The 12,913-nt window shown below is 70.0% G+C and carries 12 protein-coding genes and 1 pseudogene; 4 read left to right on the top strand and 9 right to left on the bottom strand.

Translation table 11 applies throughout. From position 1 onward, the window contains the following. The first annotated feature begins 15 nt into the window (after positions 1-15). A complete protein-coding gene (locus BEK98_RS14040; RefSeq protein WP_167444157.1) occupies positions 16-1,032 on the top strand; it encodes a LacI family DNA-binding transcriptional regulator in 1,017 nt (338 codons plus the stop codon). A 60-nt stretch (positions 1,033-1,092) separates the two neighbouring features. Here the strand turns inward: BEK98_RS14040 and prcA are convergent, their stop codons facing one another. The 6 genes and pseudogenes from prcA to arc form a co-directional block, all read right to left on the bottom strand. Then, entirely contained in the window at positions 1,093-1,845 is a 753-nt protein-coding gene (gene prcA, locus BEK98_RS14035) for a proteasome subunit alpha (RefSeq protein WP_094216827.1), read from the bottom strand. A 60-nt stretch (positions 1,846-1,905) separates the two neighbouring features. Further along, a complete protein-coding gene (gene prcB, locus BEK98_RS14030) occupies positions 1,906-2,751 on the bottom strand; it encodes a proteasome subunit beta (protein ID WP_094216826.1) in 846 nt (281 codons plus the stop codon). Beyond that, positions 2,703-2,891, bottom strand: a pseudogene (locus tag BEK98_RS14025) (endonuclease domain-containing protein); the annotation flags it as partial. The gene prcB and the pseudogene BEK98_RS14025, both read right to left, overlap by 49 nt. 148 nt (positions 2,892-3,039) lie before the next feature. Then, positions 3,040-3,258: a ubiquitin-like protein Pup gene (locus BEK98_RS14020; protein WP_020939002.1), complete on the bottom strand. Its 219-nt coding sequence runs from the start codon at positions 3,256-3,258 to the stop codon at positions 3,040-3,042. A 172-nt stretch (positions 3,259-3,430) separates the two neighbouring features. After that, entirely contained in the window at positions 3,431-4,942 is a 1,512-nt protein-coding gene (gene dop / locus BEK98_RS14015; protein ID WP_341868971.1) for a depupylase/deamidase Dop, read from the bottom strand. Between the two features lie 232 nt (positions 4,943-5,174). After that, positions 5,175-6,941, bottom strand: a complete 1,767-nt coding sequence (gene arc / locus BEK98_RS14010) for a proteasome ATPase (protein WP_094216824.1) — start codon at positions 6,939-6,941, stop codon at positions 5,175-5,177. 518 nt (positions 6,942-7,459) lie between these two features. Between arc and BEK98_RS14000 the strand changes: the two genes are divergently transcribed. Next, positions 7,460-7,762: a ferredoxin gene (locus tag BEK98_RS14000; protein WP_094216823.1), complete on the top strand. Its 303-nt coding sequence runs from the start codon at positions 7,460-7,462 to the stop codon at positions 7,760-7,762. Positions 7,763-7,780: 18 nt separating this feature from the next. Here the strand turns inward: BEK98_RS14000 and BEK98_RS13995 are convergent, their stop codons facing one another. From BEK98_RS13995 to BEK98_RS13985, 3 genes are all read right to left on the bottom strand, one after another. After that, positions 7,781-8,362, bottom strand: a complete 582-nt coding sequence (locus BEK98_RS13995; RefSeq protein WP_094216822.1) for a hypothetical protein — start codon at positions 8,360-8,362, stop codon at positions 7,781-7,783. A 234-nt stretch (positions 8,363-8,596) separates the two neighbouring features. Beyond that, positions 8,597-9,499, bottom strand: coding sequence for a tRNA (adenine-N1)-methyltransferase (locus BEK98_RS13990; RefSeq protein WP_067031713.1), 903 nt, complete (start codon positions 9,497-9,499; stop codon positions 8,597-8,599). A gap of 38 nt (positions 9,500-9,537) precedes the next feature. Beyond that, complete coding sequence (locus BEK98_RS13985; protein WP_094216821.1) at positions 9,538-11,055, bottom strand: site-2 protease family protein; 1,518 nt, start codon at positions 11,053-11,055, stop codon at positions 9,538-9,540. A 177-nt stretch (positions 11,056-11,232) separates the two neighbouring features. Here BEK98_RS13985 and BEK98_RS13980 point away from each other — a divergent pair, with 177 nt between their 5' ends. Both BEK98_RS13980 and BEK98_RS13975 read left to right on the top strand, forming a co-directional pair. Then, a complete protein-coding gene (locus BEK98_RS13980; protein WP_094216820.1) occupies positions 11,233-12,165 on the top strand; it encodes a RecB family exonuclease in 933 nt (310 codons plus the stop codon). A gap of 65 nt (positions 12,166-12,230) precedes the next feature. Then, complete coding sequence (locus tag BEK98_RS13975; protein WP_094216819.1) at positions 12,231-12,902, top strand: response regulator; 672 nt, start codon at positions 12,231-12,233, stop codon at positions 12,900-12,902. Positions 12,903-12,913 lie beyond the last annotated feature (11 nt).

The following is a 12,913-nucleotide window of genomic DNA, read 5'->3' as shown; positions in this document are numbered from 1 at the left end:
AGGAGCAGGCCCACGGTGGCACGCAGCAGCACGCGCCCGACCAGCCGTGACGTCGCACAGGCGGCCGGCGTCTCCCAGGCGGCCGTCTCGCTCGTGCTGGGCGACAAGTGGCGCGGCCGGGTCTCCGAGACCACCGCAGAGCGCGTACGCGAGGCCGCACGCGAACTGGGCTACCGGCCCAACCTCGCCGCCCGCAACCTGCGCCTCGGCCGCACCCGCACCGTGCTGCTCGTCGTCCCCGCGCTCACCACCGAGTTCTTCGCCGGCGTCTACACGGGCGCCGCACGAGTCGCCGCCCGGCACGGCTTCGGCGTCGTCCTCTACCCCTCCCCCGAAGGCATCGGCCCCGCCCGCGACCCCTTCGCCTCCGCACAGGCCGCCCTGGACGGCGTCATCGCCTCCTCCATGGCCGCCGACGCCCTCACCGCCATCCGCGGCGACCAGCTCCCCCTGGTCATGCTCGACAGCGACCCCGAGGGCAGCCTCGGCGCGGCGACCGTGAACCTGGACATCGCCGACGGCGTCCGCCAGGTCGCCGAGCACCTGCTGGCCCTCGGCCACCGCCGCATCCTGCACCTCGCCGCCGACGTGCCCTCCTGGACGTTCGAGATGCGCGCCCGGGAACTGGCGGCACGCCTCGCCGCCGTACCCGGGACGGAGATCCGTACCGCCCCCGCACCCATCTCCATCGAGGGCGCCCTGACCGCCACCGAGGCCGCGCTCACCGCCCCCGGCCCCCGGCCGACCGCGGTGGTCTGCGACGACGACAAACTCGCCGCCGGCGCCTACAAGGCCCTGCGCCGCCTGGGCCTGCGCGTGCCGGACGACGTCTCCGTGACCGGCCTGGACGACCTGGCCCTGGCCACGGCCCTCGACCCCGAGCTGACGACGGTACGACTCGACGCCGAACTGTTCGGGGAACGCGGAATGGAGGCCCTGCTGGCCGTCCTGGAGGGCCGGGAGCCCGAGCACGGGGACATTCCGGTGGAACTGGTCGTACGGGCCTCCACGGCGCCGCCTCGCACGCCCTGAACGCCGTGTGCCCCGACCGGAGAACCGGACGGGGCACACCAGAGCGGGACGAGACGGGGCCTACTCCTCCTCGGAGCCCTCCTCCTCGGAGCTCTCCGCCTCCGTGGCCGCACCGTTCTCCTCCAGGAGGCGGCCGAGCTGGCGGCCGACGATGCGCTTGAACTTGCGCGACTGCGGGCGGGTGCGGTCCAGCACCGCGACCTCCAGCCGCTCGGCGGGGATCTCCCGCTGCGTGCCGTTCGACTCACGGGACAGCGCCTGCACAGCCAGCTTCAGCGCCTCCGCCAGGGTCATACCGTCCTGATGGCGCTGGTCCAGGTAGTTGCTGATCAGCTCCGCGTTGCCGCCCACCGCCACCGAGCCGTGCTCGTCGACGATCGAACCGTCGTGCGGCAGCCGGTAGATCTGGTCACCCTCGGGGGTCTCCCCCACCTCGGCGACGACCAGCTCCACCTCGTACGGCTTCTCGGCCGCGGAGGAGAAGATCGTGCCCAGCGTCTGGGCGTAGACGTTGGCCAGACCGCGGGCGGTCACGTCGTCCCGGTCGTAGGTGTAACCACGCAGGTCGGCGTACCGGACACCGCCGATCCGCAGGTTCTCGTACTCGTTGTACTTACCGGCGGCCGCGAAGCCGATCCGGTCGTAGATCTCGCTGAACTTGTGCAGCGCGCGGGACGGGTTCTCGCCGACGAACACAATGCCGTCGGCGTACTGCAGCACGACCAGGCTGCGACCGCGGGCGATGCCCTTCCGGGCGTACTCCGCCCGGTCGGCCATGGCCTGCTGGGGTGAGACATAGAACGGCGTCGACACCGGTTATCCGTCCCTTTCTGTCATGGTCACTGGATCACCTCGATAAGAACGGGCCCGCGCTCAGAGCAGGGCGGCCTTGGGGCCGTCCGGCTCCTCCAGGCGGTGCTGGAGCACCGCACGGGACAGCTCGGAGGCCTCGTCCTCGGAGAGCCGGCGGAAACCGTCCTCGGTGATCACCGTGATGATCGGGTAGATCCGGCGGGCGACATCGGGACCACCGGTCGCCGAGTCGTCGTCAGCCGCGTCGTACAGGGCCTGGACCACCAGGGTCGTGGCCTGCTCCTCGGTCAGGTCACCGCGGAACAGCTTCTTCATCGCACCCCGCGCGAAGATCGAGCCGGAGCCCGTCGCCGCGAAGTTGTGCTCCTCGGAACGACCGCCCGTGACGTCGTAGGAGAAGATGCGGCCCCTCTCCCGATCCAGGTCGTACCCCGCGAACAGCGGCACCACCGCCAAGCCCTGCATGGCCATGCCGAGGTTGGAACGGATCATGGTCGACAGCCGGTTCGCCTTGCCCTCCAGCGACAGCTGGGCACCCTCGACCTTCTCGAAGTGCTCCAGTTCCAGCTGGAAGAGCTTGACCATCTCGACGGCCAGACCGGCGGTGCCGGCGATACCGACGGCCGAGTACTCGTCCGCCGGGAACACCTTCTCGATGTCCCGCTGCGCGATCACGTTGCCCATCGTGGCCCGGCGGTCACCGGCGAGCACCACGCCACCGGGGAACGTCACGGCCACGATGGTCGTCCCGTGCGGCGCCTCGATCACGCCCTGCGTGGGCGGCAGCTGCCGGTTGCCGGGCAGTAGCTCCGGCTGGTGGTCCGACAGGAAGTCCATGAACGAAGAGGACCCAGGCGTCAGGAAGGCAGCTGGTAGACGCCCGGTGCTACGAGTGTTGGCTTCCACGCGTTTCCTTCCAGGTAGTCGGCAGCTCGGTGCATCGCTTCGGGATCGTCCCTCAACAGGCCGAGGCCGGAATTGCAGTTGAAGCACAGTACGCCAGGGACCCTACCCGTCATTCGGCAGTGATCCACATGCGTTGCGGGAGTCCCGGCAATGCCGCTGCAAGCCATCCGGGTTCGCAGCGCTTGCAGGCGAGCGTTGCGCGCGGCTTGTACTCACCACACCGCACGCAACGCTTCATACCCTCTTCGTTCACCAACCCGAGCGCCCCCGCAACCATCGAATCGAAGGTTACTCGCCGCCCTTCTGAACGAAACTACGAACGAAGTCCTCCGCATTCTCCTCGAGGACATCGTCGATCTCGTCCAGGACGGAGTCCACGTCATCGCTCAGCTTCTCGTGCCGCTCCTTGAGGTCCTCGGAAGCCTGCGCGTCCTGCGCCTGCTCCTCGACCTCCTCGGTGGAGCGCGTCGCCTTCTGCTGCCCGCCGCCGGTGTCCTTGGTCGCCATAACCCTCACCCCGCTCAGTTCGCCTGCCGATCGGTGATGATCAGACCCTACAAGCCGGGTCCGACATCGGCCCCGCAGTTTCGACAACGTACGGGGACCACCTCGATGATTCCCGGGCGGTGGGATTTCCACCCTGTCCGCCCGGGACGGTGCACGTGCCGGCTCCTCGCGCTCAGCCGCCTGACAGGACCCTGACCAGGTCTTCTGCCGTGCGACAGCGGTCCAGCAGCTCCTTGACGTGATTTCGCGTTCCGCGTAGCGGTTCCAGGGTTGGAACGCGCTGGAGGGAGTCCCGGCCGGGCAGGTCGAAGATGACCGAGTCCCAGCTCGCCGCGGCCACGTCGTCCGCGTACTGCTCCAGGCAGCGGCCGCGGAAGTACGCGCGGGTGTCCTCCGGCGGCTTGGTACGGGCCCTGTCGACCTCGGACTCGTCCAGCAGCCGCTTCATGCGTCCGCGGGCCGCCAGACGGTTGTAGAGGCCCTTCTCGGCGCGTACGTCGGCGTACTGGAGGTCGACCAGGTGCAGCCGGGCGGCGTCCCAGTCGAGGCCGTCGCGGCGGCGGTAGCCCTCCATCAGCTCTCGCTTGGCGACCCAGTCCAGCTCGCCGGCCAGGCTCATCGGGTCGTTCTCGAGCCGGTTCAGGGTGTCCTCCCAGCGGGAGAGGACGTCCTTGGTCTGCTCGTCGGCGTCCGCCCCGAAGCGCTCCTCGACGTACTTGCGAGACAGCTCGAAGTACTCCATCTGCAGTTGGACCGCTGTCAGGGTCCGGCCGCTACGCAGGATGACCAGTCGCTTCAGTGAGGGGTCGTGGGAGACCTGGTGGAGCGTGCGGACGGGCTGGTCCACTGCGAGGTCGACCGCGATGAAGCCGTCCTCGATCATGGACAGGACCAGGGCGGTCGTGCCCAGCTTCAGGTAGGTCGAGATCTCGGAGAGGTTGGCGTCGCCGATGATCACGTGCAGGCGGCGGTACTTCTCCGCGTCCGCGTGGGGCTCGTCGCGGGTGTTGATGATCGGGCGCTTGAGGGTGGTCTCCAGGCCCACCTCGACCTCGAAGTAGTCGGCTCGCTGGCTGAGCTGGAAGCCGTGCTCGTGGCCGTCCTGACCGATGCCGACGCGACCGGCGCCGGTGACGACCTGGCGGGAGACGAAGAAGGGCGTGAGGTGGCGCACGATGTCCGAGAAGGGGGTCTCCCGCTTCATCAGGTAGTTCTCGTGCGTGCCGTAGGAGGCGCCCTTGTTGTCGGTGTTGTTCTTGTAGAGGTGAATGGGCTGGGCGCCGGGGAGCTGGGCGGCTCGTTCGGCGGCCTCGGCCATGATCCGTTCGCCGGCCTTGTCCCAGAGGACGGCGTCGCGGGGGTTGGTGACCTCGGGGGCGCTGTATTCGGGGTGGGCGTGGTCCACGTAGAGGCGCGCACCGTTGGTGAGGATGACGTTGGCGAGGCCGATGTCCTCGTCGGTGAGCTGGCTGGCGTCGGCGGCTTCCCGGGCGAGGTCGAAGCCGCGGGCGTCTCGCAGCGGGTTTTCCTCCTCGAAGTCCCAGCGGGCCCGGCGAGCCCGGTGCATCGCCGCCGCGTAGGCGTTGACGATCTGGGATGAGGTGAGCATGGCATTGGCGTTCGGGTGGCCGGGGACGGAGATCCCGTACTCCGTCTCGATGCCCATTACTCGCCGTACGGTCATGCGGCCCTCCTTGCCCGGCGGCACCCTCGGTCGTGGGCGCCGCTCAAGTACCGCTGGAGCTCCGGTGCGTGTGCGGTGCCCGTCCCCGCACTGCGCGACTCGGCGGTAGGAAAGAGCCTAGAACGCCTTTGCGCTGGTGGGGAGATCATTTGCGTCATTGCCTGCTCCGGTCGTGGCCTGAAAAACAGTCGGCTGCGGGTACCCGTCGAGGGCACCCGCAGCCGCCCTGCCTTTACAGGTACTGACCGGTATTCGCCACCGTGTCGATGGAGCGGCCGGTGTCGGCGCCCTGCTTTCCGGTGATGAGGGTACGGATGTAGACGATCCGCTCGCCCTTCTTTCCGGAGATCCGGGCCCAGTCGTCCGGGTTGGTGGTGTTGGGCAGGTCCTCGTTCTCCTTGAACTCGTCCACGCAGGCCTGGAGCAGGTGGGAGACGCGGAGACCCTTCTGGTTCTTCTCCAGGAAGTCCTTGATCGCCATTTTCTTGGCGCGGCCCACGATGTTCTCGATCATGGCGCCGGAATTGAAGTCCTTGAAGTAGAGGACTTCCTTGTCGCCGTTGGCGTAGGTGACCTCCAGGAAGCGGTTCTCCTCGGTTTCGGCGTACATGTGCTCGACCGCCGTCTGGATCATGCTCTGGACGGTCGTCTCCTTGCTGCCGCCGTGCTCGCCGAGGTCGTCGGCGTGCAGCGGGAGCCGCTCGGTGAGGTACTTGCCGAAGATGTCCCTGGCCGCTTCGGCGTCGGGACGCTCGATCTTGATCTTCACGTCGAGCCGGCCGGGGCGCAGGATGGCGGGGTCGATCATGTCCTCGCGGTTGGAGGCGCCGATGACGACCACGTTCTGCAGGCCTTCGACGCCGTCGATCTCGGCGAGCAGCTGCGGGACGATGGTGTTCTCCACGTCCGAGCTGACGCCGGAGCCGCGGGTGCGGAAGAGCGACTCCATCTCGTCGAAGAAGACGATCACGGGGGTGCCCTCGCTGGCCTTCTCACGGGCACGCTGGAAGACGAGGCGGATCTGCCGCTCGGTCTCGCCGACGTACTTGTTGAGCAGCTCGGGGCCCTTGATGTTGAGGAAGAAGCTCTTGCCGGCGGCCTGGCCGGTCACTTCGGCGACCTTCTTGGCCAGGGAGTTGGCGACGGCCTTGGCGATGAGCGTCTTGCCGCAGCCGGGAGGTCCGTAGAGCAGGACTCCCTTCGGGGGCCGCAGCTCGTGCTCCTTGAAGAGGTCGGGGTAGAGGTACGGCAGCTCGACCGCGTCGCGGATCGCCTCGATCTGGTTGCCGAGGCCACCGATCTGCTCGTAGCCGATGTCGGGGACCTCTTCGAGGACGAGTTCCTCGACCTCGCTCTTGGGCACGACCTCGTAGACGTACCCGGAGCGGGGTTCGAGGAGCAGGGCGTCGCCGGGGCGGATGGTGACGTCCAGCAGCGGCTCGGCGAGCCGTACCACCCGCTCCTCGTCGGTGTGCCCGAGCACGAGGGCGCGCTCGCCGTCCTCGAGGATCTCCTTGAGGGTGACGATGTCGCCGACGCTCTCGTACTCCATGGCCTCGACCACGTTGAGCGCTTCGTTGAGCATGACCTCCTGGCCGCGCCTGAGGTCGTCGAGTTCGACGCTTGGGCTGACGTTCACCCGCAGTTTGCGGCCGCCGGTGAAGATGTCGGCCGTGCCGTCCTCGTTGGCCTGCAGGAAGACACCGAAGCCGGCCGGCGGCTGGGCGAGCCGGTCGACCTCTTCCTTGAGGGCCACGATCTGGTCGCGGGCCTCGCGGAGGGTGTTGGCCAGTCGCTCGTTCTGTGCGGAGACGCCGGCCAGGTTGGTCTGCAGTTCGACGATCCGCTCTTCGAGAATCCTCGTGTGCCGCGGAGAGTCGGCGAGCTTGCGTCGCAGGACGGCGATCTCCTGCTCAAGGTAGGCGATCTGCCCGGCCGGGTCGTCGGACCCTCGTCCCGGGCGGATGCCGCGGTTCATGTCGTCGTCGTGGGCTGCCACGGTCCTCACCTCCTCCAAGGGGAGCTGGACGCTTCCAGACCCTACCTGGGTGGGTGTCGATTGAAACCCCTAGATCACAAAGACTGTCAAGGTGTGTCGTCGGTCACCCGGTGCGCTCCCTCTCGCACGGAGGGAATACCCACTCAACGTGATTCGGAAGCGGCTTGTTCCTTGTCGGGGATGGTCAAAACCCTTCAGGACTGGCCGGAGTTGTCTGTTCCGGGCCGGTCGTCCGGTACGCGGGCAGGGCTGCGGACGCCCCCGTGTTCATCACGCAGAGCGACGGCTCGGACGGTCGGCGTCACCGTCGGGGTGGCTTGAAGTGTTCCCCCGGGCTCCGGGGTTCCCTTCCCCGGTCGGGCGGTCGTACCCGAGGGGGCCCGGGAGGAAACCCCGGACCCCGTCGAACGCGGCCGGAAAGCGGGCGGAGGTAGGGTCGAGGTGTTCAACAACCGCTGGAGCGGACCCGGCTGGCCTTCGCGCCTCGGGCACCGCCTGGCGAATCGACGGCAGGAGAGATGACCGTGCAGCAGGAGGCCCCGGGCGGGGAGGCGCTGGAGGTCTGGATCGACCAGGACCTGTGTACCGGCGACGGGATCTGCGCCCAGTACGCCCCCGAGGTGTTCGAGCTGGACATCGACGGGCTGGCCTATGTGAAGGGCGCGGACGACGAGCTGCTCGTGCACCAGGGGGCCACGACGCCGGTGCCGCTGCCGCTGCTCATGGACGTGGTGGACTCGGCGAAGGAGTGTCCCGGCGAGTGCATCCACGTACGCCGGGTTTCGGACAAGGTCGAGGTGTACGGGCCCGACGCGGAGTGAGTCCGGGCCCTCGCCGGGTCAGACGCTGTGGGCCCCGGCCGGGGTGGAGCGCAGGAACGCGGTGCCGTTCCAGCGCCACTTGGCCGGGGTCTTCACGTCGGGGCAGCAACTGGGTACGTCGGACGAGGAGTAGCCGAGCAGGGTGGCGCTGACGGACCGCGCGCGCAGCGCGAAGTCGGTGACGGTGAGGCGGTCCTTGGGGTCGACGAGGGTGGCGACCACGCGGGCCGTGCCGCTGTCCGTGCCCCGGGTGAGGACGTAGACGCCGTCGGGCGGGGTGCCCATGGGGGCGTCGCAGTGTACGACCGCGACGGTTTCCGGTCTGCCGTCCCCGTCCAGGTCGCCGGCGGCCTGCTTCACCACCAGCGCCTTGACCGGTCCGCAGTCGAGGGGGAAGTCCACGCCTGTCGTGCTGGGGGGTGCGACGACGGCGGGGGCGGACTTGGCCTCGGTGCCGGGGGCCGGCTGGGCGGCCGTGGCCGAGCCGGGCTGCACTACGGAGGACAGGGCGATCACACCGGCGACGGCAGTGGCGGTGGCGACCCAGTGGATGGGCCGGGTGTGCGTGTGGGCGAGCTCCGGAACGGCGGATTGCTGCACTAGCAGTGTCTCCTGTGAGGGCTGTGCCGGCGGGGGGTGGCCTGCATGGTGCCACACGTCACAGAGCGGGGGAACGGCGGGGTCGTTACGGATTTCCGCAGGCGAAGAGCACACGCGCACGTGGGCCGTACGCATCCCGGTGCCGTGTCAACGGACGGGCGCCGTGCCCGGGTTCCCGGGATCGATCGGGAACTCGGGCACGGCGCCCTTGCGTTGTGCTCGGTGCGGGGCCGGTCAGCGGCCGGAGCCGCCGTCGGCGTTGGGGCCGGCGTAGTCCTCGCCGTAGGCGCCCTTGGCGGGGCGGCGGCGGCGCATGGGCGGCTCGACGCCGTCGGCGAGGCGGCGGGCGGTGAGCAGGAAGCCGGTGTGGCCGATCATCCGGTGGTCCGGGCGGACGGCGAGACCCTCGATGTGCCAGTTGCGGATCATCGTCTCCCAGGCGGTCGGCTCGTTGAAGCAGCCGATCTCCCGGATGGACTCGACGGTCCGGGCGAGCTGGGTCGTGGTGGCCACGTAGCAGCACAGGATGCCGCCGGGGACGAGTGCCTTGGAGACGGCCTCCAGGCACTCCCAGGGGGCGAGCATGTCGAGGATGACGCGGTCGACGTCGGTGTCGGACAGGTTGTCCTGGAGGTCGCCGACGGTGAGCTGCCAGGCGGGGTGCGGGCCGCCGAAGTAGCGCTCGACGTTCTGCTGGGCGATCTCGGCGAAGTCCTCGCGGCGCTCGTAGGAGTGCAGCATGCCCTGGTCGCCGATGGCGCGCAGCAGGAAGCTGCTGAGCGAGCCGGAGCCGACGCCGGCCTCCACGACGCGGGCGCCGGGGAAGATGTCGGCGAAGGCGAGGATCTGCCCCGCGTCCTTCGGGTAGACGACGGCTGCCCCGCGGGGCATGGACAGGACGTAGTCGGGGAGCAGGGGGCGCAGCGCGAGGTAGGCGACGTTGCCGGTGGTGCGGACAACGCTGCCCTCGGGAGCGCCGATCAGTTCGTCGTGCGGGAAGGAGCCCTTGTGGGTGTGGAAGTTCTTCCCGGCTTCGAGCGTGAACGTGTAGTGGCGGCCCTTGGGGTCGGTCAGCTGAACCTGGTCCCCGACCTTGAAGGGCCCGCGCCTGCGGGCGGCACCGGTCGGTTCGGACATGTGACCAGCCTACCGGCACCTGAGGGGGCCGCCGACCACTAGGAGGCGGGGCGGGCCATGGCTTTCACGAAGGCGCGCTCGACGTCCGCGGCGGACAGGACGCCGTAGATCTCGCCGCTCTCCTCGACCACCAGGTACTCGGTCGCCGGGGTGGCCCGCAGGGCGTCCAGCAGCTCCTCCCCGGACAGCTCGGCGGAGACCCGCATGCCGTCGGTCAGGTCCTGGGCGAGGCCGCTGACGGCGACCCAGGGGCGGCGGTGCTCGGGTACGCCGACGATGGCGGCCTCGCGGACGAGGGAGAGGGGGTTGCCGTCGGCGTCGACGACGACCAGGGCGCGGGCGCCGGCGGCGTTGGCGCGGCGCAGGGCTTCGGAGAGCGGGGTGTCGGTCTGGACCGGTACGGCGCGTCGGGTCAGGGTGCGGGCGCGCAGCTCGGGGAGGTGTTCACGCAGCCGGGCCATGCGCAGGCTGTTGCCGGCTCCGGTCCAGATGATCGCGGCGAGGATGGCGGCGAGCAGGGCGTCGGTGACGGTGTCCATGCCGCTGATGTCCTCGTTGCCACCGCCGAGGGCGCCGGTCTGGTTGAGCAGCGGGAGGCCGATCAGGACCGAGATGGCGAGGGCGCGGCCGACCCAGGCGGCGGCGACGGTGCCGCTCATGGGCTTGCCGGTGATCTTCCAGACGACGGCGCGGAGCATACGGCCGCCGTCCAGGGGCAGGCCCGGCAGCAGGTTGAAGATGGCGACGATGAGGTTGGAGATCATCAGGCCGGCCAGCAGGACGCCCGGGACGGTGTCGGGCTCCACGGGCTTCATGGCCAGGTAGAACAGTCCGGCGAGGACGAGTGAGAGCAGCGGCCCGACGAAGGCGAGGACGAACTCCCGGCCCGGGGTCTCGGCCTCCTTCTCGATCTCGGAGACGCCGCCGAAGAACTGGAGCTGGATGCGGCGGACGGGGAGTTTGAAGCGGATCGCGGCGACCGTGTGGGCCAGCTCGTGGACCAGCACGGAGGCGTAGAAGGCGACGGCGAAGAACAGGGACACCAGGTAGCGGGCGGCACCGAGTTCGGGCAGTACGCGGTCGAGCTGGCCGCCGAAGACCCAGGTGATCAGCGCGGCGACCAGGAACCAGCTCGGCGCGACGTACACCGGCACACCGAAGGGGCGGCCCATGAGGATGCCGCCACCGGGTTCCTTGGCGGGCGGCTGGGGCGGCTCGCCCTTGGCGATCCCGGAGTGGGCGAGGGTCCGGTGCTCGCCGGATCCGGTACGGGGGCCGGTGGCGGGCGCCTCTTCGCGGGCCCCGTCGGTCCCGTCGGCCCCGGTGTCCCTGGCGTCCCCTGCGTCCTCGCCGGTCGCAGGGTCCGGGCTCTCGGTCGGGGTGTCTCCGGTGGTGTCCGGGTCCCGGTCCGCGGAAGGCGGGGGTGTCGGGGCGTCGTGGGGCTCGGGCCCGGGGTGGTCGGTGGGTCCGGTCGCCGGGGCCGTAGGACCTGCGGGGTGCTCGGCCGGCTCGTCGTTGCCGGACCGCGGCTGCCCGCTCCCGCCGCTCACGTCCACGCTGTCCCCTCGTTCGAAGCGTCCTCCGCGCCAACCGGCCGGAAGGGTCTGGGTCGATGGTATGCGGCCGTGGTGACACCTTCCGCCCCGGCACCCCCTGTGTTTGCCCCGCCGTGGCATGCCCGACGCCGCACACGGCTGGGTCACTGTCAGTGCCGGGCCGTATGGTCTGGGGTCATGGACAGCAGCATCGAGGACGCGGGGGCACGGCCCGGCGCGGTCCAGGACACAGAGGCAGCTGGCGGCAGCGGTGCGGCCGCCGGGTCGGTGGGTGAGCGTGCCGCCATGGCGCCGACCTCGTTGTCGCCGTCCCGCGCCAGTGACTTCATGCAGTGTCCGTTGCTGTACCGGTTCCGGGTGATCGACCGGTTGCCGGAGAAGCCGAGCGAGGCGGCGACCCGGGGCACGCTGGTGCATGCCGTGCTGGAGCGGTTGTTCGACGCGCCCGCCGGGGAGCGGACCGCGCCGCAGGCCAAGGCGCTGATCCCGGGCCAGTGGGACCGGCTGCGGGAGAGCAGGCCGGAGGTCGGTGAGCTGTTCGCCGACGATCCCGAGGGGGAACGGCTGGCGCGCTGGCTCGGTGAGGCCGAGCAGTTGGTGGAGCGCTGGTTCACGCTGGAGGACCCGTCGCGGCTGGAGCCCGCCGAGCGGGAGCTGTTCGTGGAGGCCGAGCTGGAGTCGGGACTGCGGCTGCGCGGGATCATCGACCGGGTGGACGTGGCGCCCACGGGTGAGGTGCGGATCGTCGACTACAAGACGGGCAAGGCGCCGCGACCGGAGTACGCCGAGGGCGCGCTGTTCCAGATGAAGTTCTACGCCCTGGTGGTGTGGCGGCTGAAGCGGGTGGTCCCGCGCCGGCTCCAGCTCGTCTATCTCGGCAGCGGGGACGTGCTGACGTACGACCCGGTCCTCGCCGACCTGGAGCGGGTGGAGCGCAAGCTGCTCGCCCTGTGGGAGGCCATCCGGCAGGCCACGGAGAGCGGTGAGTGGCGGCCCCGGCCGACGAAGCTGTGCGGCTGGTGCGATCACCAGGCGCACTGCCCGGAGTTCGGCGGCACTCCCCCGCCCTATCCGCTGCCGGTGCGGGCGCCGGAGTCCGGTGCGGGGTGAGCCCGGCGGCGGACCGCTGATCCTGCGCAGGGCAGAATGGGGCCGGACTAGCGAAGGAGTGTCACGTGGCCATCCGCGTCCTACTGGTCGATGACCAGCCACTGCTGCGTACCGGTTTCCGCATGATCCTGGAGGCCGAGCAGGACATCGCGGTCGTGGGCGAGGCCGGTGACGGCCTGCAGGCCCTCGACCAGGTGCGCGCCCTGCAGCCCGATGTCGTGCTCATGGACATCCGGATGCCGCGGATGGACGGGGTGGAGGCGACCCGGCAGATCTCCGGTCCGGGGCGGGACGGCCCGGCGAAGGTGCTCGTGCTGACCACGTTCGACCTGGACGAGTACGTGGTGGAGGCGCTGCGGGCCGGGGCGAGCGGCTTCCTGCTCAAGGACGCGCCCGCCAACGAGCTGGTGCAGGCGATCCGGGTCGTGGCGGCCGGTGAGGCCATGCTGGCGCCGAGCATCACCCGCCGTCTGCTGGACAAGTACGCCACGCATCTGCCCTCCGGCGAGGAGCCCGTGCCGGACACCCTGCACACGCTCACCGACCGCGAGGTGGAGGTGCTGAAGCTGGTGGCGCGGGGGCTGTCCAACGCCGAGATCGCCGCCGACCTGTTCGTCAGCGAGACCACCGTGAAGACGCACGTCGGGCACGTGCTGACCAAGCTGGGCCTCAGGGACCGGGTGCAGGCCGCGGTGTACGCGTACGAGAGCGGGCTGGTGCGCCCTGGCGCGCAGTAGGGGTCGGTACA

This window comes from Streptomyces diastatochromogenes (assembly GCF_002242805.1).
Classification (GTDB): Bacteria; Actinomycetota; Actinomycetes; order Streptomycetales; family Streptomycetaceae; genus Streptomyces; species Streptomyces diastatochromogenes.
The sequence above is the reverse complement of the archived record's forward strand: the minus strand, read 5'-3'. Positions and strand labels throughout refer to the sequence as shown.